This is a genomic window from Pseudomonas putida (genome assembly GCF_028682635.1).
In the GTDB taxonomy this organism is placed as follows: domain Bacteria; phylum Pseudomonadota; class Gammaproteobacteria; order Pseudomonadales; family Pseudomonadaceae; genus Aquipseudomonas; species Aquipseudomonas putida_AE.
The window spans coordinates 86,535-108,269 of record NZ_JANHLK010000021.1 but is presented as its reverse complement, the minus strand read 5'-3'; the positions used below and the strand labels follow the sequence as shown (position 1 = coordinate 108,269).

At 61.0% G+C, this 21,735-nt stretch carries 18 protein-coding genes; 15 read left to right on the top strand and 3 right to left on the bottom strand.

Going from position 1 to position 21,735, the window contains the following annotated elements; translation table 11 throughout:
- The 9 genes from NPS56_RS23110 to NPS56_RS23070 all read left to right on the top strand — a co-directional run.
- Positions 1 to 232: OprD family outer membrane porin (locus tag NPS56_RS23110; RefSeq protein ID WP_274076775.1), on the top strand; the 232-nt coding region annotated here is incomplete at its 5' end.
- 350 nt (positions 233 to 582) lie between these two features.
- Positions 583 to 2,286, top strand: a complete 1,704-nt coding sequence (locus NPS56_RS23105; protein ID WP_274076774.1) for an AMP-binding protein — start codon at positions 583 to 585, stop codon at positions 2,284 to 2,286.
- 101 nt (positions 2,287 to 2,387) lie between these two features.
- Positions 2,388 to 3,896, top strand: coding sequence for a CoA-acylating methylmalonate-semialdehyde dehydrogenase (locus NPS56_RS23100; protein WP_274076773.1), 1,509 nt, complete (start codon positions 2,388 to 2,390; stop codon positions 3,894 to 3,896).
- A gap of 110 nt (positions 3,897 to 4,006) precedes the next feature.
- Positions 4,007 to 4,903, top strand: a complete 897-nt coding sequence (gene mmsB / locus NPS56_RS23095; protein ID WP_274076772.1) for a 3-hydroxyisobutyrate dehydrogenase — start codon at positions 4,007 to 4,009, stop codon at positions 4,901 to 4,903.
- A complete protein-coding gene (locus NPS56_RS23090) occupies positions 4,900 to 5,988 on the top strand; it encodes an enoyl-CoA hydratase/isomerase family protein (RefSeq protein WP_274076771.1) in 1,089 nt (362 codons plus the stop codon). The genes mmsB and NPS56_RS23090 overlap by 4 nt, the downstream gene beginning before the upstream one ends.
- A gap of 17 nt (positions 5,989 to 6,005) precedes the next feature.
- Entirely contained in the window at positions 6,006 to 7,157 is a 1,152-nt protein-coding gene (locus NPS56_RS23085; protein ID WP_274076770.1) for an acyl-CoA dehydrogenase family protein, read from the top strand.
- Positions 7,158 to 7,221: 64 nt separating this feature from the next.
- On the top strand, positions 7,222 to 8,850 hold the full coding sequence (locus NPS56_RS23080) for a methyl-accepting chemotaxis protein (RefSeq protein WP_274076769.1): 1,629 nt from the start codon (positions 7,222 to 7,224) through the stop codon (positions 8,848 to 8,850).
- A gap of 32 nt (positions 8,851 to 8,882) precedes the next feature.
- Positions 8,883 to 9,533 carry a TetR/AcrR family transcriptional regulator gene (locus tag NPS56_RS23075; RefSeq protein WP_274076768.1) on the top strand — a complete coding sequence of 217 codons (651 nt, stop codon included), beginning with the start codon at positions 8,883 to 8,885 and terminating at the stop codon, positions 9,531 to 9,533.
- Between the two features lie 289 nt (positions 9,534 to 9,822).
- Positions 9,823 to 10,332, top strand: coding sequence for a YkgB family protein (locus NPS56_RS23070; RefSeq protein WP_274076767.1), 510 nt, complete (start codon positions 9,823 to 9,825; stop codon positions 10,330 to 10,332).
- 46 nt (positions 10,333 to 10,378) lie between these two features.
- On the opposite strand, the gene NPS56_RS23065 is transcribed toward NPS56_RS23070, so the two are convergent.
- Together NPS56_RS23065 and NPS56_RS23060 are read right to left on the bottom strand one after the other, a co-directional pair.
- Complete coding sequence (locus NPS56_RS23065; RefSeq protein ID WP_274076766.1) at positions 10,379 to 11,224, bottom strand: helix-turn-helix transcriptional regulator; 846 nt, start codon at positions 11,222 to 11,224, stop codon at positions 10,379 to 10,381.
- 283 nt (positions 11,225 to 11,507) lie between these two features.
- On the bottom strand, positions 11,508 to 12,035 hold the full coding sequence (locus tag NPS56_RS23060) for a GNAT family N-acetyltransferase (protein WP_274076765.1): 528 nt from the start codon (positions 12,033 to 12,035) through the stop codon (positions 11,508 to 11,510).
- Positions 12,036 to 12,138: 103 nt separating this feature from the next.
- On the opposite strand from NPS56_RS23060, the gene NPS56_RS23055 reads away from it, so the two are divergent.
- The 3 genes from NPS56_RS23055 (at position 12,139) to NPS56_RS23045 (ending at position 17,543) form a co-directional block, all read left to right on the top strand.
- Positions 12,139 to 12,501, top strand: a complete 363-nt coding sequence (locus NPS56_RS23055) for a type 1 fimbrial protein (protein WP_274076764.1) — start codon at positions 12,139 to 12,141, stop codon at positions 12,499 to 12,501.
- A 95-nt stretch (positions 12,502 to 12,596) separates the two neighbouring features.
- Entirely contained in the window at positions 12,597 to 13,151 is a 555-nt protein-coding gene (locus tag NPS56_RS23050; protein ID WP_274076763.1) for a YdeI/OmpD-associated family protein, read from the top strand.
- 483 nt (positions 13,152 to 13,634) lie between these two features.
- Complete coding sequence (locus NPS56_RS23045) at positions 13,635 to 17,543, top strand: autotransporter outer membrane beta-barrel domain-containing protein (RefSeq protein ID WP_274076762.1); 3,909 nt, start codon at positions 13,635 to 13,637, stop codon at positions 17,541 to 17,543.
- A gap of 11 nt (positions 17,544 to 17,554) precedes the next feature.
- Here the strand turns inward: NPS56_RS23045 and NPS56_RS23040 are convergent, their stop codons facing one another.
- Entirely contained in the window at positions 17,555 to 18,463 is a 909-nt protein-coding gene (locus tag NPS56_RS23040) for a LysR family transcriptional regulator (protein WP_274076761.1), read from the bottom strand.
- Positions 18,464 to 18,635: 172 nt separating this feature from the next.
- On the opposite strand from NPS56_RS23040, the gene NPS56_RS23035 reads away from it, so the two are divergent.
- The 3 genes from NPS56_RS23035 to NPS56_RS23025 are packed head-to-tail and all read left to right on the top strand — an operon-like array spanning position 18,636 to position 21,683.
- The gene (locus NPS56_RS23035) at positions 18,636 to 19,664 is read left to right on the top strand and encodes an alpha/beta hydrolase (protein ID WP_274076760.1); all 1,029 of its coding nucleotides are present in this window, start codon (positions 18,636 to 18,638) and stop codon (positions 19,662 to 19,664) included.
- Complete coding sequence (locus NPS56_RS23030; RefSeq protein WP_274076759.1) at positions 19,661 to 20,872, top strand: MFS transporter; 1,212 nt, start codon at positions 19,661 to 19,663, stop codon at positions 20,870 to 20,872. The genes NPS56_RS23035 and NPS56_RS23030 overlap by 4 nt, the downstream gene beginning before the upstream one ends.
- A gap of 25 nt (positions 20,873 to 20,897) precedes the next feature.
- A complete protein-coding gene (locus NPS56_RS23025) occupies positions 20,898 to 21,683 on the top strand; it encodes a carboxymuconolactone decarboxylase family protein (RefSeq protein WP_274076758.1) in 786 nt (261 codons plus the stop codon).
- Positions 21,684 to 21,735 lie beyond the last annotated feature (52 nt).

Below are 21,735 nucleotides of genomic sequence, written 5' to 3'. Positions count from 1 at the left end.
AGGCCTGACCTTCATGACGCGCTACCTCACCGGCGACAACATCGATCTGGGCAGCAACCGCCCGCAAGGCAAGGAATGGGAACGCGATACCGACATTGGTTATGTGGTGCAAAGCGGTGCATTGAAAAACGTCGGCGTGAAATGGCGTAACGCGACGGTTCGCTCGACCCACTTTGGCAGCGACCTGGATGAAAACCGCCTGATCGTCAGCTATACCCTGGCGCTCTGGTAACCCCCCGCCAGACGGGGCCGCTCGCATTCTCTGACAGTGCGAACGGCCTCCCATCCAACGCGCCACAGCTATGATTTTTTTGCACAACGTACCGGTGATTATGAGCATTTTTAATTGATTTTTGCATGCATATACTGAACCCAAGCGCCTGGTCTTGAACCGGGCCAGACCCAACAAAAACAAACAAGGGCATCCACCGTGAAAACATCCATGCTTGCCATCGTCTCCCCGCTCTCAGGTACCTGCACGCGTCCGGTACGCATTGCTGCCCGCAGCGAAGCCCCCCTCGCCGCTTGACCATCCCGTACCCGTTACCGCGCCGATCGCCCCCGCGATCGATGGAGACTTAAATGAACAGCAACTGCCAACCCTTCCTCGCCGCTCGCGATTTCCTGCTGGCCCACCGTACCGACTACGCCACTGCCGTGCGTGACTTCCGCTGGCCGCAACTGAACGAGTTCAACTGGGCCCTGGATTACTTCGATGCCATGGCCGAGGGCAACCAGGCCAACGCCCTGTGGATCGTCGAAGAAGACGGCAGCGAGCAGCGCTACAGCTTCCAGCAACTGGCCTCACGCTCCAATCAGGTGGCCAACCACTTGCGTGCCCTCGGTGTGCGCCGCGGCGAGCGCATCCTGCTGATGCTCGGCAACGACGTCGCCCTGTGGGAAACCATGCTGGCCGCCTTCAAGCTTGGCGCCGTGGTTATCCCCGCCACCGCCCTGCTGACCCCCGATGACCTGGGCGACCGCATCGAGCGCGGCCAGGTTCGTCATCTGGTGGTCGGCAGCGCCCATGTCGACAAGTTCGTCGGCCTGGGTGACGGCTGCAGTCGCATCTGCGTCGGCCCGGCCCCCGCTGGCTGGACCCCGCACAGCGCCGCCAGCGAGTATTCCGAGCAGTTCGACGTCGAAGGCCGCACCCTGGCCACCGACCCGATGCTGCTGTACTTCACCTCCGGTACCACCTCCAAGCCGAAGATGGTGCTGCACAGCCACCAGAGTTACCCGGTGGGCCACCTGTCGACCATGTACTGGATCGGCCTGCAACCGGGTGACCTGCACTTGAACATCTCGTCACCGGGCTGGGCCAAGCACGCCTGGAGCTGCCTCTTCGCCCCCTGGAACGCCGGCGCCTGCATCTTCATCCACAATGTCGCGCGCTTCAGTGCCCCGGCCCTGCTCGGCACCCTGGAGCGCTACGGCGTCACCAGCCTGTGCGCCCCGCCGACCGTGTGGCGCATGCTGATCCAGGAGGACCTGGCCAGTTACAAGGCGCGCCTGTGCCTGCGCGAACTGGTGGGCGCCGGTGAGCCACTCAACCCGGAGATCATCGAGCAGATCCTGCATGCCTGGGACTTGCCGCTGCGAGACGGCTTCGGCCAGTCGGAAACCACCGCCCTGGTCGGCAACACCCCCGGCCAGGTGCTCAAACCCGGCTCCATGGGCCGTCCGCTGCCGGGCTACCGGGTGACCATGCTCGACCCCGACGGGGTACCCGGCAATGAGGGCGAAGTCGCCCTGCCGTTGGACGTGCGTCCACTTGGCCTGATGCTGTGCTATGAGGACAGCCCGGAAAAAACCGCCGAAGTGATGCGCGACGGCTACTACCGCACCGGCGACACCGCGCAGATCGACACCGAGGGCTACATCACCTTTGTCGGGCGCGCCGACGACGTGTTCAAGGCCTCCGACTACCGCATCAGCCCCTTTGAGCTGGAAAGCGCGCTGATCGAGCACCCGGCGGTGATGGAAGTGGCCGTGGTCCCAAGCCCCGATCCGCTTCGCCTGGCCGTGCCCAAGGCTTTCCTCATCCTGGCCCATGACGAACCCGGCAGCGCTGAGCTCGCCGGCAGTATCCTCGCCTTCGCCCGCGAGCATCTGGCGCCGTACAAGCGGGTGCGGCGCATCGAATTCGTCAGCGAACTGCCCAAGACCATCTCCGGGAAAATCCGCCGGGTAGAACTGCGCCAGATGGAAGTGCAGCGCCGCCAGAATGATGCACGCGGCGCTCAAGAGTACTTCGAAGAAGACTTCCCACAGCTCAAGGGCTGAACCCGGGCCGGTACGCCGGCCCTCCTGAATTCAATTCCGACCGCTCGGCCATCCAGGCCGAGTGGCTTAACTCGACCCAAAGAAAGTAGGCAGAACTGAAAATGACCTCTTCCAGCATTCCAAGCGTCAAGCTTCTCATCAACGGCGAGTTCGTCGAATCACGCAGCACTCAGTGGCGCGACGTGGTCAACCCGGCGACCCAGGAAGTCCTGGCTCGCGTGCCCTTCGCCACCGCCGAGGAAATGGACGCTGCCGTGGCCAGCGCCAGGGAAGCGTTCAAGACCTGGCGCAAGACGCCGATCGGCGCCCGCTCCCGGATCTTCTTCAAGTACCAGCAGCTGATCCGCGAGAACATCAAGGAACTGGCCGCCCTGCTCACCGCCGAACAGGGCAAGACCCTGCCGGATGCCGAAGGTGATGTGTTCCGCGGTCTGGAGGTGGTCGAGCACGCCACCGCCATCGGTAACCTGCAGATGGGTGAGTTGGCCAACAACGTCGCCAACGGTGTCGACACCTATACCTTGATGCAGCCGCTGGGCGTGTGCGCCGGCATCACCCCGTTCAACTTCCCGGCGATGATCCCGTTGTGGATGTTCCCGATGGCCATCGCTACCGGCAACACCTTTATCCTCAAGCCGTCCGAGCAAGACCCACTGGTGACCATGCGCCTGGTTGAACTGGCGCTGGAGGCCGGTGTACCCAAGGGAGTGCTCAACGTCATCCATGGTGGCGTCGATGCGGTGAACCTGATTTGCGACCACCCGGACATCAAGGCCGTGTCCTTCGTGGGTTCGACCAAGGTCGGCACCCATGTCTACAACCGCGCCACCCAGAACGGCAAGCGCGCACAGTGCATGATGGGCGCGAAGAACCATGCCATCGTCCTGCCCGATGCCAACAAGCAGCAGACGTTGAACAACCTGCTGGGCGCCTCCTTCGGCGCCGCCGGCCAGCGCTGCATGGCCCTGCCAGTGGTGATCCTGGTGGGTGAAGCGCAGAGCTGGTTGCCGGACCTGATCGAGCGGACCAAAACCCTCAAGATCAATGCCGGCACCGAACCTGGCACTGACATCGGCCCGGTGATCTCTTGCGCGGCACTGGATCGCGTCAACAGCCTGATCGCCAGCGGCATCGAAGAAGGCGCCAGGCTCGAACTCGATGGACGCAACCCGAGCGTGCCCGGCTACCAGGACGGCAATTTCGTCGGCCCGACCATCTTCTCCAGCGTCACTGCGCAAATGTCCGTGTACCGCGAGGAAATCTTCGGCCCGGTGCTGTGCGTCATGCAGGCCGCCAGCCTGAGCGAGGCGATCGAGATCATCAACGCCAACCCGAATGGCAACGGTACCGCCCTGTTCACCCGCTCCGGCGCCGCTGCCCGTCACTTCCAGGAAGAAATCGACGTCGGCCAGGTGGGCATCAACGTGCCGATTCCAGTACCGGTCCCGCTGTTTTCCTTCTCCGGTTCGCGCGCGTCCAAGCTCGGCGACCTGGGCCCTTACGGCAAGCAAGTGGTGACCTTCTACACCCAGACCAAGACGGTCACCCAGCGCTGGTTCGACGAAGATGACACCGGCGGTACGGTGAACACCACCATCACCCTGAAATGATCCCAGCCGGCCGGCGCACAACGTCGGCCGGCCAGGAGCTGAACGGTGCAATGCCAGACATTACTGGTCGATGCGCAACAGCGCGTCGCCACACGCAAAAGGTAGTCATCATGCATATCGGATTTCTCGGCCTCGGCAACATGGGTGGCCCAATGGCCCGCAACCTGCTCAAGGCTGGCCACAGCCTGACCGTCTTCGATCCCTTTGCGCAGGCAGTCGCCGCCCTGGTCGAGGCTGGCGCCAGCGCCGCGGACTCACCCGCCGGCGTGGCCAAGGCCGGGGTTGAAGTGATCATCACCATGCTGCCAACCGCAGACCATGTGAAGCAGGTCTATCGCGGCAAGGACGGCCTGTTGGCCAATATTGGCCAAGGCGTGCTGTTGATCGACAGTTCCACCATCGACCCGCTAAGTGCCCGCGAGGTGGCCAGATTCGCCCTTGCCCAAGGCAACCCGATGCTCGACGCGCCGGTCTCCGGCGGCACCGGCGGAGCGACGGCTGGCACCCTGACGTTCATGGTCGGCGGCCCGGTCAGCGTGTACGACCAGGCCCTGCCGATCCTCTCGGCCATGGGCAGGAACATCGTGCATTGCGGCGCAGCAGGTAACGGCCAGGTGGCCAAGATTGCCAACAACATGCTGCTCGGCATTTCCATGGTCGGCGTCGCCGAGGCCATGGCCCTGGGTGTGGCCCTGGGCATGGACGCCAAGGTGCTGGCCGGTGTAATCGGTACCTCCACCGGTCGCTGCTGGAGCTCTGAGATCAACAATCCGTTCCCGGGCGTGCTTGAAAATGCTCCGGCCTCGCGTGGTTACAGTGGTGGCTTTGGTACCGACCTGATGCTCAAGGACCTGGGCCTCGCCACCGAAGCCGCCAAACAGGCGCGTCAGCCGGTGGTGCTCGGTGCTGCAGCCCAGCAGCTGTACCAGACCTTCAGCCTGCAAGGAAACGGCGGTCTGGACTTCTCCGCCATCATCAAACTGTTCCGTGGGGAAGCCCAGGCATGAACGAGCAGCAAGCACCAGTGCTGGCCAGTGTGCGCAATCGAATCGGTCACCTGACGCTGAATCGACCAGGCGCGTTGAACACCCTGGACCTGCCCATGGTGACACTGCTATGCCGGCACCTGTGGGTCTGGGAACAGGACCCGGAGATTGTCGCCGTGACCATCCGTGGCGCCGGGGAAAAAGCCTTCTGCGCCGGCGGCGACATCCGCATGCTGTATGACAGTCACAAGGCCGGGGACAACCTGCACGAGCTGTTCCTCGAGGAAGAGTACGCCCTCGACGAGTACCTGCATGGCTATTCCAAACCGGTGCTGGCGCTGCTGGACGGTTTTGTCCTCGGCGGCGGCATGGGCCTGGCGCAGGCTGCCTCGCTGAGGGTGATCACGGAGCGCACGCGGATGGGCATGCCGGAAGTCGGCATCGGCTTTTTCCCCGATGTCGGCGGCAGCTATTTCCTGCCGCGCCTTCCGGGTGAGCTGGGTATCTATCTGGGGGTTACGGGCTGCCAGGTACGTGCCGCCGATGCGCTCTATGCCAACCTGGCCGACTACTGTCTGCCCAGCGAGCGGCTGGTCGAACTGGATGCCGCCCTGGATCATCTGAACTGGACCCGTGCGCCCGACGAAGACCTGCAAGACCTGCTCGCCAGCCTGGCCACCGAGCGCATTGCCGGATCGGAACTCAAGGCCTATCGCCAGGTGATCGATGAATACTTCGCCCTGCCTGATGTGCCGGCGATTCGCAACGCCCTGCAGCGCGAGCAGCGTCCCGAGCTACGCGAGTGGGCCGAACAGACGGTCGAGCTGCTCGACAGCCGCTCGCCGCTGGCAATGGCGACGACGCTGGAGCTGTTGCGTCGCGGTCGGTACCTGAGCCTGGCCGACTGTTTTTCCCTGGAACTGCACCTGGACTATCAGTGGTTCGACAAGGGCGACCTGATGGAGGGGGTGCGCGCCCTGATCATCGACAAGGACAAGACCCCACGCTGGAACCCGCCAACCCTGGCGGAGCTGGTACCTGCGCGGGTGCAGGCCTTCTTCAGCGGCTTTCGCCCGGCCGCTGGCAAACCCCTTCGTACCGCCTGATCGGCAGGAGACTCGCAATGCACGATATCGAATTGACCGAAGAACAACGCATGATCCGCGACATGGCACGCGACTTCGCCCGCAGCGAAGTCGGCCCGTTTGCCCAAGGCTGGGAAAAGGCCGGCTGGATCGATGACGCCGTGGTAGCGCAGATGGGTGAACTGGGCCTGCTGGGCATGGTGGTGCCGGACACCTGGGGTGGCAGCTACACCGACTATGTGGCCTACGCCCTGGCCGTAGAGGAAATTTCGGCCGGCGACGGTGCCCTCGGGGCATTGATGAGCATCCACAATTCGGTCGGCTGTGGTCCTCTGCTGAAATATGGCAGCCCATCCCAGCAAGACGACTGGCTGCCGCTTTTGGCCAGCGGCCAGGCCATTGGCTGCTTCTGCCTGACCGAGCCACAGGCCGGCACCGAAGCCCACAACCTGCGTACTCGCGCCGAATTGCGCGACGGCCAATGGGTCATCAACGGCGCCAAGCAGTTCGTCAGCAACGGCAAGCGCGCCAGGCTGGCCATTGTCTTTGCCGTCACCGATGCGCAACTGGGCAAGAAGGGCCTGTCGGCCTTCCTGGTGCCGACTGACAATCCCGGATTCGTGGTTGACCGCAGCGAACACAAGATGGGTATCAAGGCCTCCGATACCTGCGCGGTGACCCTGAACAACTGCTCTATCCCCGAGGCCAATCTGCTGGGCGAACGCGGCAAGGGCCTGGCCATCGCCCTGTCGAACCTGGAAGGCGGTCGCATCGGTATCGCCGCCCAGGCCTTGGGCATTGCCCGCGCCGCCTTCGAGGCCGCATTGGGGTACGCCCGCGAACGCATCCAGTTCGGCAAGCCGATCATCGAACACCAGAGCGTGTCCAACCTGCTCGCTGATATGCACACCCGGCTCAATGCTACCCGCCTGCTGGTGCTGCATGCCGCTCGCCTGAAAAGTGCCGGGCAACCGTGCTTGTCAGAAGCTTCACAGGCCAAGCTGTTCGCCTCGGAAATGGCGGAGCGCGTGTGCTCCAGCGCCCTGCAGATCCATGGCGGTTATGGCTACCTGGAGGATTACCCGGTGGAGCGCTACTACCGCGATGCACGCATTACCCAGATCTACGAAGGCACCAGCGAGGTCCAGCGCCTGCTGATCGCTCGTGAACTGGCCCACTACGCGCTCTGAGCCCTTGGCCGGACGCTCCCCGCGTGCGGCCGCCCCCTTTTCTGCCCGCCTTCCGGAGTTGCCCATGCTCGGCCTGCGTAATATTCCCATCAGCCGCCGCCTGTGGTTGATCCTGCTGACATCCATCCTGATGCTGCTGATTCTCGCTGGCCTGATGCTCAAGCAGAACCATGACGACCTCTATGCGGCCAAGGCGCTGAAAACCCGTCATGTGGTCGAGACCGCCAGCGGCATCCTGCGCCATTTCCAGAGCCTGGAAGGCCACGGCCTCACTCGTGAGCAGGCGCAACAACAGGCCAGCGCGGTCATACGCGACCTGCGCTACGACCGCGAGGACTACTTCTGGATCGAAGACCTCGACACACGCCTGGTCATGCACCCCAATGGCAAGCTTGAGGGCAAGCGCATGGCCGGCACTCGCGACCCTGATGGCAAGGCACTGTTCGACGAGATGGTTACCGTGGCCGTACGCGACGGCTCCGGCCTGGTGCGCTACCGTTGGCCAAAACCGGGCTCCGACGCGCCGGTGGAGAAGGTTTCCTACGTCGAACTGTTCAAGCCTTGGGGCTGGATCGTGGGCTCGGGCATCTACATCGACGACGTGCAAGTCGAGTTCCGCCGCCAGTTGATACAGGCCTTCATCATTCTGCTGACGATCACCCTGGTGCTCAGCGCGCTGATCCTGCTGATTGCCCGCAGCATTGCCTCGCCATTGGCACAGGTGGTCAACGCAATGGAGAACATCGCCAGCAGCGAAGCCGACCTGACCCACAACCTGGACAGTCGCTGGCGCGATGAAGTGACCGCGCTGAGCGGCCACTTCAACGCGTTCACCAGCAAGCTGTGCACTGTGATCGGTCAGTCCATGCAGACCGCTGGCGGCCTGGACCAGGCCTCGCAATCGCTCGCAGAGATTGCCGGCAATAACCAGCGCCAATGCCAACAGCAATCACAGCAAATGGAACTGGTGGCCACCGCCATTCACGAGGTTTCCCATGCTGTGCAGGAAGTGGCGAGGAACGCCGAGCACGCCGCCAACGAAGTACGCCGGGCCGATGAGCAGGCCTGCAAGGGCCAGCACAATATCGACAGCAGCCTGCGCCAGATCGACCAGTTGTCCGAGACCATCGGCCAGGCTGTGGAAGTGATTCAGAGCCTGGCCCAGGAAAGCACCCAGATCGGCAGCGTGCTGGAAGTGATCCGCGCCATCGCCGAGCAGACCAACCTGCTGGCGCTGAATGCCGCCATTGAGGCGGCGCGCGCCGGCGAACAGGGTCGTGGCTTCGCCGTGGTGGCAGACGAAGTGCGCCTGCTGGCCCAGCGCACCCAGCAGTCCACCGCACAGATTCAGGTCATGATCGAACGCCTGCAGGGCAACTCGGAAGCGGCGGTGAAGGTCATCAATGCCAGCAGCCAGGCCGCTCAGCAAACCGTGGAACAGGCCCGCGAGACCGGCGAAAGCCTGCACCAGGTCATTAGCGCACTGCGCAATCTCACTGAACTGAATGCCTCAATTGCCAGTGCCACCCTGGAGCAGTCCCACGTGGTCGAGGACATCAACCAGAATGTCACCCACGCCACCTCGCTGGCCCTCGAGAATGCCCTGGCAGCAGACCAGTCCAACGAGGCCAGCCAGAAATTGGGCCAAATGGCGGACCAGCTCAATCGGTTATTGGGTCAGTTTCGCATATGAAATCGATGAGCCACGATGGAGGTATCGATTCCATGACTGCGTCCCGGCTGTTTACGGCCCGCCGTGCCGGCCCGTCGACTCTTTTGGCAGGGCCCATCGAACAAACTCACCCCTCGCGCTACCTGCAAACCCGGCAAAAAGCCCTCGAGCTATTTGCCAGATGTGGCTTCAGTCGGGTCAGCATGCGCGACCTGGCCGCTTGCCTGGGAATAAAGGTCGGCTCCGTTTACAACCACATCGATAGCAAGGAGGCCCTGCTGTTCGAATTGATCGAGGAACTCTACGAACAGTTGCTGCATGGCGCAGGCCTGGTGAACCGTCGCAAATCCGCACCTGCTGTACGACTGCACGCTCTGCTTGAGTCGCACCTGCTGTTGCATGATCGTATGGGGGCGCATTTCCGCTTGGCGGAGTATGACCTCCATTGTCTGAGCAACGAACAGCGTGCCTCGATCCTGGCCTTGCGTCGGCGCTACGAGGAACACCTGGTGGGTACGATAGAGCAGCTCACCGGTATACCGGTGAGCGTCAGCCGGCGCGCCAGCTTGAGCGGCATCGTTTCCCTGCTCAACCAACTGCCGGGCTGGGTTGGAGAGTCTCAGCCAAGCAAGGCAGCACGCCGCAAGCTGCTGCATGACATGGTCATGGGTGCCCTCCAGGGTGCGTTGCAGGCTGGCGATTGATGAAGCCATTTACCGGTGCTGCAGGAGTTTTCCGCTCCGAGCACCTCTGGCATTTACGCGCTCAGGGCGGCTGGCGATCATGTTCCGGCCCGAATCCGGGTGTTCATCGACGTTCTTTCACAGCGCCTGCTCTTTCAAGACCTGCAATGAGTCAAGACGATCTGCACTGAACGCAATACGTTCAGACGCCACGAGTGTGCACGCAAAGGCAACACTGGCTCCACTCCCAACGCACACCGCGCCGGGTTGCTGATTAGCGTTCCTCACCACACTCCTGGAAGCCTTGATCATGAAAACCTTAAGCATCGACAACAACAGAACCCACAACGCCCAAATCCCTTCAACGCTCGGGATCAAAACCATGGCGGTGGGTAGCTACGGTGCCTACTTTGCCCTCGCCGTCATTTACTTCTGGTTCGGCGGGATGAAGTTCACCCACTACGAAGCCGTCGGGCTGGTTCCGCTGGTGAGCAACAGCCCTTTCCTGGGTTGGGTCTATGACATCTTCAGCGTCGATACCTTCGCAAGCCTGCTTGGCGTTCTGGAGGTCTCGATCGGTGTCCTGATTGCAGGTCGCTTGCTGTCACCCAAGCTGTCGTTGATCGGTGGCGCGCTGTCCGCCGGGCTGTTCTTCACCACCTTGAGCTTCATGTTCTCGACCCCCGGCGTGATCGAACCCGGCCTCGGTTTTCCCGCCATCACGGTTGCGCCGGGCCAGTTTCTTCTCAAGGACATCGGCTTGCTGGCCGCTTCGATATTCGTCGCTGGCCATTCCCTGATCAAATTGCAAAGCCGTTAAACCCGATGATCGACCTCCCGCAATGGCCTGAAGCAGTTCGACGCTTTCAGGCCATTGCCCCATCATCTTCTCCCGTCAGATCTTTCATCCAGTCCCGCGGGCTGTAACCCGTCTTGCGTCGAAACGCGCGGGCCAGTGCCGAAGGGCTTTCATAGCCGACTTCGGCGGCGATCAGCGTTATCGACCGCCCTTCCCGCAGACGCTTCTGCGCCAGGCTGATGCGCCAACTCAACAGATACTCGGCAGGCGTCTGCCCGATCACCTCCCGGAAATGCACGGCGTAGGCCGCGCGGGACATGTTCGACTCGCTCGCCAATTGCGCAATCGACCAGGCACGCTCAGGCGCGTTGTGAATCTGCACCAGAGAGCGCGCCAGCCGCGAATCGGCCAGGCCCGCCATCATTCCGGTCCGCAACTGGTGGTGATCCAGCAGATGCCGAAACAGTAGGATGATCAGCAGTTCGAACAAACGCTCCAACACGGCCTCCCTGCCACAATGCACATCCGCCGCCTCGCCGAACATCCATTTCAATATGTCGGCCAGCATGGGCAGCTCATCGAGAGACAGCACCAGGCAATCGGGTAAAGATGCCGACAACGGATTATCGACCCCGCCCTCGAACGCCATGGACGCACACAACAGTTGAGCGCCCTCGGACTCACTGGCAAACAGTTGATGCCGGCTGGGCCGCGGCAGGAAAATCAGGCTGGGCCGGGTCAGCGGCACGTCCTTGCGATCGGGGCCCAGCAAGGTGACGTTACCCGCCTGCAGCAGGTGGATATAACCCCGCCCTTCAGCGCCGTCGTAGGACGACAGGCCGCACAGCTTGCCGTTGAAAAACAGGTTTGCACGCACGCCGAACTGGGACAACAAGGTAGACAAGCGGTCCATGGGCGATCACTTGGCGAGATATGGATGCCCAGATCATAGCACCGACGGTTTGCGCGCCGACGTGGCGCAAATGGCGCCGCTGACGAACAAGGCCGCCACCGCGGGCAAGCCGTGCTCCCCTGGAGGAGCAAGCTTGCTTGCGATGGACGTCAACGATAACGCGGGCTGTCTGGATGATCGCGTTGCCTGGACGTCCTTCGCGAGCAAGCTCGCTCCTACGCTGGCAGCCGGTGACCAATTTACCGGAAGGTGATATTCGCTTTGAAATGTCGCCCATTGAACACTATCGGGTTTGGGCCACCCGCCACGACATGGCGCATCGCATACCGGGTTCAAATCCGTGGGCATACTCTTGTGCCAGGATATCTGCCAAACGCTCATCCAAAGTAGCCCCGGCGTTATCCAGGAACCCAAGACGCTGGTAAAAGGGGGCATTCCACGGCACGTGGGTAAAGGTCGTCAGCGTCACGCAACGCAGCTGGTTCGATCGCGCATGGTCCATCGCCGTTTCAACCAGTTTTCGCCCCCAACCCTGGCCCTGCATGGACTGACAGACCGACAACTCCTCGATATGAAGATCGCTGCCATGGCGTTCTGCGCTGAGGAAACCTTGAGGCTGCCCTTGCGCATCCACGGCCACCCAACACGTCGATAACGCGATCAACTGCCGATGGCGTTCGACACTCAGGGTGGCGGCATCCGCAAGCCAACCCAGTCCATCGATCGAGCGGAATGCCTGGGCAGCGGAACGTTCAATGCGGGGCAACAACAGCGCATCAGCGGGTACAGCCAGACGAATGTGTGCAGGCATGAGATTTCTTAACAGTGGCTCGGTGGAAAAAAGATGTGCACTATCCTGATGCCTCAAGTTCTGTCCGGCAATGACGACCTTACAACCCGAAGGAGTGTGAGCCATGAACTTCAAGTCCCTGCCTGTTGCTGTCAGTATTTTCCTGGCATTGAACGGTACATGTTGGGCGGCCACGCCTGCTGCCCCAGGTTCGATCCGCTTCGAGGGCGGCATCGTTGAACGGGGCTGCAGTCCGGGCGTGGGTAAAGATTCCACTCTCCATCTGAAAACCTGCCCCGCTACAGGTCGCACCCCGGTCGTCAATGTCCGTCACATCGACCCGACCAGTGCTCCCGCCGACATCACGGTTAAACTGCTCGCGGACAGGGATGAGGGTCGCTATTACGATCAGCAATACCAATTAGTGGACGGCGCAGGTGCGCCGGTAAGGTCCGGGGATTACCTGATTACGGTGAGCCTGCCCTGACGATTTATCTACCGATAAGGAATCGTTCGCCAGGGAAAAAATACGACTAGATTGATCTATCCCCTTTTCCAGGCGAATTAGTTGGAGGATTTGCAATGACAACAATCGATGTGAAATCCCGATTCGAAGCAACGCTTCTTCGTCCGGCAAAGCCTGAAAATGATGCGTCGTGGGCGTTCCTGGTACTGCCCAGAGACGCAAGTGAACAGCTTCCGAGGCGAGGAAGGACGACCGTTGAAGGCACAATCAATGGTCACCCTTTCCAGGCAACCCTTGAGCCGGATGGTCAGCTGAGCCATTGGCTGCAGGTCAGTAGAGAATTACTCGAAGCCACAGGCGCGGCCGTTGGGGATGTCGTTACACTGGAGCTGACCCCTGTGAAGAAGGAACCCGAGCCTGACATCCCGGCAGATTTTCAGGAGGCACTGGCAGCCAATCCCGAGGCTAGTGAAGTCTGGAAGAATACGACGACCATCGCACGAGTCGACTGGATACACTGGATTACTTCAGCCAAGCAGCTCAAGACGCGCGCAAAACGAATGGGTGATGCCTGCGAGATGCTTGCATCCGGCAAGAAGCACGTTTGCTGTTTCGACCAGTCCGGCTACTACAGCAAGGCCTTCCGTGCGCCCGAGGCAGAAAATTCTTGAATGGAACATTCCTTCTGCTTACACAGAATTAGATACAATTCGTAAGAAACGACTCAAAGCGTTCAGTGTATTTATGGGCTATGTAACACTGTACGACCATAGCCAGTATCATGGGTGCAAGGATCAGCAACGCAATCAATCCAGGGGCAACTTCATTCACTCTGATACCTCACCATACAAAAAGTCACCCAGCATCTCGCCTGCCTTGCTCCCGAAATCACCGAAGAGCTTACCCTGAGCCGCACGCGGCAACGTTCCCGCTGTCTGCACGAGCTCCCATTGAAGCATTGGATAGACCTCCTGGTAAGCGGGCGAGTGAAATTGAGGCGAATACCGCATCGGTGATATTTGACCTTCATCAGATGGTCGCCCCCTTTCAGTTCCCCCGATATGCGAATTACCAACTAAGGTTTATAGCTGTAATTGCCATGCCATAACCCGTTGGCTGGCAGGCATCGGTGAGAGTTGAACAGGGAGGTTTCAATGAAAAGCGCTCGCGACCATTTCCGTGTCGGGTTTGCCCCGCATTTCAAACGTAGCGCCTTGCTGGTCGCCATGGCCAATGTCCTGACGCTGGCGGATGCCCAGGCCGCCTGTGGGCCGCTTGCCGTCGGAACCTACAACGTTTCGCAAACCTGTACGCCTGCCGCCAGCGTCGATGCCTCGATCAGTACTCAAGCGGGTACGGCCATCACCACCACTGCCGGCTCCTCGGTGCTTGGTCGAGGCAACAACGCCAACTCAACCGTTGCCCTCAGCGGCACCACGATCAATAGCACGCCACCGACGGCTGCAAACGCGGTGTTCTCTAACGTAATCGGATCTACCGGCAATGCGTCCCTGAGCGTCAATGGCGGCACCAACACGGTCAACGTGGGTGGCAGCGGACTCGATGCGCTGGCCATCACCAATGCCAGCAGTGGGCTGTCGACGTTTTCCGTCACTTCGGGCACCACCCTGAACATCCTCAACACCGTGGTCGGCAACGAACACGACGGGATCGATGTGAATGGTAGTGGCGGCGGCGGGATCAACGTGACCCACGATGGCAGTGGCCAGATAACCCTGCTCGGCGGCAACGGCATCTGGACCAAAGCCACCGGCAGCGGCGACACCAGCGTCAGTGTCGGTGCCGGGGTCAGCATCCTGGTGAACAACGACGATGCGCTGTCCGCCGGCGATCCCATTACCGACGATACCTTGCCTACCGCTGGCATTGGCAACCACGCCGGTGTCCACACCCGTGCGATCAATGGCAACACCACCCTGGTGAACGCAGCGACTGTCCAGGCCATCGGCATGAACGCCTTCGGCCTCTTCACCGAAGGCGGCGCCGGCAATACCCGGTTGAGCAACAGCGGGACACTCAGCGCCAATGGCGTCAATGGTTTCGGCATTCGCTCCTTCTCTACCGTTGGCAGCATCGACATCACCAACACCGGTGCGATCACCACCACCGGGGGCGGCGGACATGGTATCTATGCCAACGATAACGCTGGCGCTACCGGCTCGATCAGCATTGCAAACAACGCCGCTATCAACGTCGGCAACACGGCCAATACTGCCGGCTCGCGAGCGATCTACGTGATCAAGCGCGGTACCGGTGATGCGACCATCACCGGCAGCGGCAATCTCACCGTGCTCGGCGGGCTGAACACCACGCGTGCCTACGGCATCATCGTCAGCGCCGAAAACAACAATGTCCTTATCGACTATTCCGGCAACATCTTCGCCAGTGGCTTTGGCGCGGGTGGCATCCGGGTCGACTCGACGGGCGGCAACGTCCGGGTCGACTACTCCGGCAACCGTATCGAAACGATCAACAGCAACGCCAACGGGATTTATGCGTCGACCCAATCACCTACAGGCACCGTGGACGTCAATTCCGGTGGCACGATCATCACGCACTCCGATGCCGGGTCGGGCGATGGCAGTGGCATTGGCTCCTTTGGCATACAGGCACTGACCCTGGGCGGAAATACCAGTGTCACGTTCACCGGGCCGCTGATTGACGTCAATGGCCAGGGTGCGGCGATTCTGGCGGGCAACGCATTCAACTCGGGCACCGGCGTGGGCACCCTGAATGTGAGTAACAGTGGGGAACTGATCGCTCGCGGCAATCAGCAGCGTGGCATCCGTACGTTGTCCGTCAGTGGCCAGCAAACCGTCGTCAACACCGGGCCGATTCAGACGCTGGGTGCCAGCGACAGCCAGGGGATTCTCGCGCAAGCATCCGGCGCGGCCACGCTCTCGGTCAGCAACACCGGGGCGATTACCACCAAGGGCACGGGGTCGTCGGCGATTGATGCATTGACCGAGGGCGGCGCGGTCAGCGTCAGCAACAGCGCGACCCTTCAAGGTGGATGGGCAGACAGCAGCGGCGTCACGCTGGGCGGTGCAACCCAGACGTTGACGAACACCGGTGTGATCGGTGCGCTCAGCGATTCAGCGGTGCGTGCCGATGCGACCACGCCCGGGACGAATTTTATACTCAACAACACCGGTCAGATGACCGGCTCGGTCAATGCCGTCAGTGCCGCCAGTACGGTGACCAACAGCGGTACCTGGATCTTGCGCAATTTTGCCGACAGCGCCGGCAGCGGCACGCGTGATACCTGGGGTATTGCGACCAGCAACCTGGGTTCTTCCGGCAACAACAGTATCGACAACAGCGGCGTCATTCGCCTGGCAGCGCAACCCGCTACAGGCATCGTCAATTTCAATGCCAGCGGTGCCTATCTGCCCTTGGGCCAAGCGGCTAATACACCGACGCCGGGTGGCGCGGTGCAAGGCCAATTACTCGGCGTGAACAGCTTCACCCACAGCGGCACGCTCGACCTTGCGGCCGGCACCAACACCGTGGGCAATGTGCTGTTGATCAGTGGCGCGACCACCGCCGGTACCGATGGCGGCGGGACCTTCGTGTCCAATGGCGGCAGACTGCTGCTCAACACCACCTTGAACGCTGGCGGCACCAACAGTCGCTCCGACATGCTGGTGGTGGACTCGACCAGCACCGGCAGCGGCGGTGCCACCGGGGTTACCGTGAGTAATGTCGGCGGACAGGGCGAATTGACCCAGGGCAACGGCATCGCTGTCGTCGAGTTGCTGAACAAAACCGACGGCGCCAGTGACCCCACCGCGTTTCGCCTGGCCAGCAGGGCCGTCGCAGGGCCGTATGAGTATCGCCTGCAACGAGGTGCCGAGGATGGCACCGCCAGGGACACCTGGTTCCTGCGTTCGGATGCTCCCACGCCCCCTGCTCCCCCTGCTCCCCCTGTTCCTCCAGACCCGAACCCCGATCCGACTCCGGATCCTGATCCTGATCCAACGCCTGATCCAACGCCTGATCCGACCCCGGATCCCGATCCAGCTCCCGCGCCCGTCCCGAATTTTCGGCCGGAGGTTTCGCTGTACGGCGCGGTTCCGGCGCTGGCGCTGGTCTACGGCAGGACAATGGTCGATACCTTGCACGAGCGGGTCGGCGAAGAACGCCTCAATGCCGGCGATCCATTGCCCAAGGAAGATGAGTCCACTTTGGCCCCGTCCATGGGCTGGGGAAGGGTCATCTATCGCAGTGGCAAACAGGACGGTGATCGCAAGAACGCCTTGGGCAATACGCCCGAGTACAACTACGACCTGACCGCCTTCCAGGTCGGCACCGACCTCTACCGCAAGGTCAGGACCGATGGCAGTCATGAACAGGCCGGTATATCGCTATCGGCCGGCACCATCGACGCAGGCGTCAGCCACTACACCCGCCGTCCCGCCGGTGAAGACACCCTGCGCGCTTACGGCGTGGGCGCGTACTGGACGCACTTCGGCCCGTCCGGCTGGTATCTGGACGGTGTGTTGCAGGTCAACCGCTTCGACATCGAGGCCAAGCCCAACGACCTGGCCAAACTGAAAACCCGCGGTTGGGGCTACACCGCCTCGCTGGAAAACGGCTACCCCTACCAGGTTGACAAGGACTGGTACGTCGAACCGCAGTTGCAGGCCATCTACAGCTACGTCGATCTGGACAGCAGCGACGACGTCGGCGCCAACGTTCGGTTCAAGGATGTGGACTCACTGATCGGACGGCTCGGTGTGCGCATCGCCAAGGACTGGGAAACCGAAGGCGTCGACAAGAGCGAACGGCGTACCAACGCATGGGTTCGTCCCAGTGTCTGGCATGAGTTCAAAGGGCAACCGAAGACCGAGTTTTCCTCTGAGTCGGGTTACGTTCCGTTCGAGTCAGACATCCAGGGCACCTGGGGTGAAGTCAATCTGGGCGTCGACTACCAGGCCAATCGACGCACCACGTTTACCGCTTCGGCGGGTTATCGCCAGGGGTTCGACGGGGACAGTCATGGGTATGACGCGATGCTGGGCTTCAAAATCAACTTTTAGAGGCGGTGGACTCAACCGGTCGGCGGCAAACGATCAACCCGTAACGCATCGACTACCAGCGAAAACGCCTGGGAGGGTTGTCGGCGGCTGGGGTAATACAGATGAAAGCCGCCGAAGGGTTCACACCAGTCCTCCAGTACCCGGATAAGCCGCCCGTCGGTGAGTTCTTGGGCAAACTCGTCTTCGGGCAGATAAGCGATACCCAGCCCACCCACCGCAGCATCGGCGATATGGGTGGTGGAGTTGAATACCAACTGGCCGTCTACACGTACTTTAACCTTCTTGCCCAGGCGTTCGAATTCCCATGCATCCACGCCGTCATAGGTGGGAAAGCGGATATCGATACAGCGGTGTGCCGCCAGATCGCGAGGGTGTTCGGGGGCGGGATTTTTCGCGAAATAGCCTGGCGCAGCAACGACGGCCATTCGTATAGGCGGGCCGATGGGCACGGCGATCATGTCCTGGGCCACCGTATCGCTGAAGCGCACGCCGGCATCGAAGCGGTCGGCGACGATATCGCGGAAGCCATAGTTGATATCGAATTCCAGCTTGATATCCGGGTACATCTGCAGCAACGGCGTCAACTTGGGCAACAGCGTTGTCTTGATGACATTGTCGCCGCAGGTAATGCGTACCGTCCCGGCCGGTTTATCGCGCAGCTCGGTCAACGCTTGCACTTCGGCCTCGATTTCATCGAAGCGACGGCCCACCGCTTCCAGCAATCGCTCGCCCGCCGCGGTCAGCGATACGCTGCGCGTAGTGCGGGTCAGCAAGCGAATTTTCAAACGGGCTTCCAGTGCGGAAACCACCTGACTGACTGCAGATTGCGTCACCCCAAGCTGTACCGCCGCGCGGGTAAAGCTGCCCACCCGCGCCACCGTCACGAAAGCCAGCAAATCATTGAAATTGGGTTTGGCCATCGCGGACACGCTCGATTGATTGATTAGATACGGTTATAGCCGCATTAAGCATTCATTAGCTAATCAAAATCTGGTTATTGCGTAACACTACCCCGCATCCCAGCTTCTCGCCATGAAGAGGGGCGAGCCTCGCGCTACGTCGCCTTCAGCTTTCTCTCAAGAAGGATGCCCCATGAAAAGACTTCTCGTAATGCTCGGGTTGCTAATCAGTTCATTCACCGCCTTAGGAGCCGATATGTCCAACGGTGCAGATAATTTCTTTCAAAGTGACAAGGTGACCGTGCAAAAGGTCAGCTTCAAAAATCAGTACCAGCTCAACGTCGTGGGCAATCTGTTCATGCCAAAAGGTCTGGACAGCGCCACCCGCAGCCCGGCCATTATCGTTGGCCACCCCATGGGCGCGGTCAAGGAGCAAAGCTCCAACCTCTATGCGCAAAAATTGGCGGAACAAGGCTTCGTTACCCTGGCGCTGGATTTGTCGTTCTGGGGCGAAAGCGAAGGACGACCACGTAACGCGGTACTGCCAGACATGTACGCCGAGGACTTCAGTGCCGCCGTGGATTACCTCGGCACGCGGCCGTTTATCGACCGCCAGCGCATTGGTGCGCTGGGGATTTGTGGCAGCGGCAGCTTTGTCATCAGTGCCGCCAAGATCGACCCGCGCATGAAAGCCATCGCCACTGTCAGCATGTACGACATGGGCGCTGCCAACCGCAACGGGCTCAAGCATTCGCAAACCCTTGAGGCGCGCAAGCTGCTCATCGCGGCGGCGGCCGAGCAGCGTTATACGGAATTTATGGGTGGCAAGATCGAATTCACCGGCGGCACGGTGCAGGAGCTCAATGCCGACACTCACCCTGTTCAACGCGAGTTCTTTGACTTCTACCGCACCCCGCGTGGCGAATTCACCCCGGCCGGTTCCACGCCGCAACAGACCACCCGCCCGACGCTGAGCAGTAATACCAAGTTCATGAATTTCTACCCATTCGTCGATATCGAGAGCATTTCGCCTCGCCCGATGTTGTTTATTGCAGGTGAAAACGCCCACTCGCGCGAGTTCAGCGAAGAGGCGTTTCGCCTGGCAGGCGAACCTAAAGAGCTGGTCATCGTGCCCAACGCAGGCCATGTCGATCTGTACGACCGCGTCGACCTGATTCCTTTCGCCAAGCTGACCCGGTTCTTTCAGGAACACCTGAAATGACCGCTGACGTCCAACTGCACGCCACCGCCTTGAGCGAGACAGGTACGCGTACCGGTCATTGGGGAGGTGTTTATGCGATGACGCTATGCGTATTCGCACTGATCGCCTCGGAATTCATGCCCGTCAGCCTGCTGACACCCTTGGCAAACGACCTGCAGGTCAGCCAAGGCCTGGCGGGCCAGGGCCTTGCCATATCGGGCGCGTTTGCGGTGTTGGCCAGCCTGTCGATCAGCTGGATCGCCGGTACCCTGAACAGAAAGACCCTGCTACTGGCCCTGACCGGTTTGATGGCCGTATCGGGCACCGTTGTGGCGCTTGCTCCAAACTACCTGATCTACATGGCTGGGCGAGCCCTGATCGGCGTAGTGATTGGCGGATTCTGGTCGATGTCGGCAGCCACTGCGATGCGCCTGGTACCTGCTGCACAGGTGCCCAGGGCGCTGGCTGTTTTCAACAGCGGCAACGCCCTGGCGACGGTGGTGGCAGCGCCACTGGGCAGTTATCTGGGCTCGGTGGTGGGTTGGCGTGGTGCGTTCCTGTGCCTGGTCCCAGTGGCGTTGATTGCGCTGGTTTGGCAGTGGCTAAGCTTGCCGAGCATGCCAACACAGAAGCGTTCGCCGGGTGCCGGCAATGTTTTCAAACTGCTGAAAAATCGCACGGTGGCGCTAGGCATGGCCGCCGCTGGCTTGTTTTTCATGGGCCAATTTGCGCTGTTCACCTACCTGCGCCCGTTTCTGGAAACGGTCACCCAGGTCAAGGTGCCGACTCTTTCTCTGCTGCTATTGGTGATAGGCGTCGCTGGCTTTTGCGGCACAACGCTGATCGGTGTAGTCCTCAAGCGCAGTCTGTACGGCACCTTGAGTACCATCTCACTGCTGATGGCGGTTATTGCGCTGGCGCTGATTCCTGCTGGCACCGGGGTTATCGCTGTAGCGGTATTGCTCGGACTCTGGGGCTTTATTGCGACGGCAGCGCCAGTGGGTTGGTGGAGCTGGATTGCGCACGCCTTGCCGGATCACGCCGAAGCGGGCGGCGGCCTGATGGTGGCGATTGTTCAATTGGCTATCGCAGTGGGCTCCACCGTCGGCGGCGTACTGTTTGACGCGCTCGGCTACCAGAGCACATTTATCGCCAGCGCCGCGCTGCTGATGCTCGCCGCCCTGCTGACTTTTCTAACTTCACGTTCGCCGGTGTCGCACACCCGGTGAACCCACCTATCCAAGGAGCAAGGCCATGTTCAGCAATCATTCCCTTGCATGGAAGGGCCTCTGGCTGGCGGCCTGGATGCCATGTGCCCTATCGGCTGCGACAGATAGCGCCGGCCCGTCAACCTTCAACTCGTCTTACAGCTTCGCCAGTACCACACACAATTCGGAGACAAAGATGGTGACTGAACAAACCCTGACTGCAAAAGAACTGGCTGTCGCCTCTATCGGCGCCAGCATGGCGACCGGCGATATGCCCCGTTTGCGCGATGCGCTCAATCGCGGTCTCGATGCCGGCCTAACGATTAGTGAGTGCAAGGAAATCCTGGTTCAGCTCTATGCGTATGCCGGTTTCCCGCGCAGCCTCAATGCACTTTCGCAACTGATGAGTTTGTTGCAAGAGCGCGAAGCACGCGGCGTTCACGACGAACCGGGGCGCGAACCAGGCCCCGTGCCGTCGGGCCATGCCTTGCTCGAACTGGGCACCGACAATCAAACCCGTCTGGTGGGAGCGCCGGTCTCAGGGCCGCTGTTTGAGTTCGCCCCTGCCATTGACCAGTTTCTGAAGGTTCACCTGTTCGGGGATATCTTCGCCCGAGACAACCTCGATTGGGCTGCTCGTGAGCTGGCCACTGTTGGGGCACTTGCCGCGATGCCAGGGTTGGCGCCGCAGTTGGAGTCGCACCTGAAGATCAGCATGAATGTTGGCCTCACGGCGCAGCAGTTGAACCAAGTGGCTAGCGAACTCAAACACCGCGGTGACCAGGATGCGGCTGAGCGCATTGTTTCGGCCTTGGACAAAATCAGAGACTGACCAGGTCACCGATGGCGACGGATTGCGAGGAGTAACCTGTCCGGGTTCTCAA

Coding starts and splice junctions, on each gene's coding strand:
- NPS56_RS23030 (WP_274076759.1), top strand. CDS start 19,661: ATGACCGCTGACGTCCAACTGCACGCCACCGCCTTGAGCGAGACAGGT.
- NPS56_RS23035 (WP_274076760.1), top strand. CDS start 18,636: ATGAAAAGACTTCTCGTAATGCTCGGGTTGCTAATCAGTTCATTCACC.
- NPS56_RS23090 (WP_274076771.1), top strand. CDS start 4,900: ATGAACGAGCAGCAAGCACCAGTGCTGGCCAGTGTGCGCAATCGAATC.
- NPS56_RS23040 (WP_274076761.1), bottom strand. CDS start 18,463: ATGGCCAAACCCAATTTCAATGATTTGCTGGCTTTCGTGACGGTGGCG.
- NPS56_RS23070 (WP_274076767.1), top strand. CDS start 9,823: ATGAAAACCTTAAGCATCGACAACAACAGAACCCACAACGCCCAAATC.
- NPS56_RS23080 (WP_274076769.1), top strand. CDS start 7,222: ATGCTCGGCCTGCGTAATATTCCCATCAGCCGCCGCCTGTGGTTGATC.
- NPS56_RS23100 (WP_274076773.1), top strand. CDS start 2,388: ATGACCTCTTCCAGCATTCCAAGCGTCAAGCTTCTCATCAACGGCGAG.
- NPS56_RS23085 (WP_274076770.1), top strand. CDS start 6,006: ATGCACGATATCGAATTGACCGAAGAACAACGCATGATCCGCGACATG.
- mmsB (WP_274076772.1), top strand. CDS start 4,007: ATGCATATCGGATTTCTCGGCCTCGGCAACATGGGTGGCCCAATGGCC.
- NPS56_RS23055 (WP_274076764.1), top strand. CDS start 12,139: ATGAACTTCAAGTCCCTGCCTGTTGCTGTCAGTATTTTCCTGGCATTG.
- NPS56_RS23025 (WP_274076758.1), top strand. CDS start 20,898: ATGTTCAGCAATCATTCCCTTGCATGGAAGGGCCTCTGGCTGGCGGCC.
- NPS56_RS23050 (WP_274076763.1), top strand. CDS start 12,597: ATGACAACAATCGATGTGAAATCCCGATTCGAAGCAACGCTTCTTCGT.
- NPS56_RS23045 (WP_274076762.1), top strand. CDS start 13,635: ATGAAAAGCGCTCGCGACCATTTCCGTGTCGGGTTTGCCCCGCATTTC.
- NPS56_RS23060 (WP_274076765.1), bottom strand. CDS start 12,035: ATGCCTGCACACATTCGTCTGGCTGTACCCGCTGATGCGCTGTTGTTG.
- NPS56_RS23075 (WP_274076768.1), top strand. CDS start 8,883: ATGACTGCGTCCCGGCTGTTTACGGCCCGCCGTGCCGGCCCGTCGACT.
- NPS56_RS23065 (WP_274076766.1), bottom strand. CDS start 11,224: ATGGACCGCTTGTCTACCTTGTTGTCCCAGTTCGGCGTGCGTGCAAAC.
- NPS56_RS23105 (WP_274076774.1), top strand. CDS start 583: ATGAACAGCAACTGCCAACCCTTCCTCGCCGCTCGCGATTTCCTGCTG.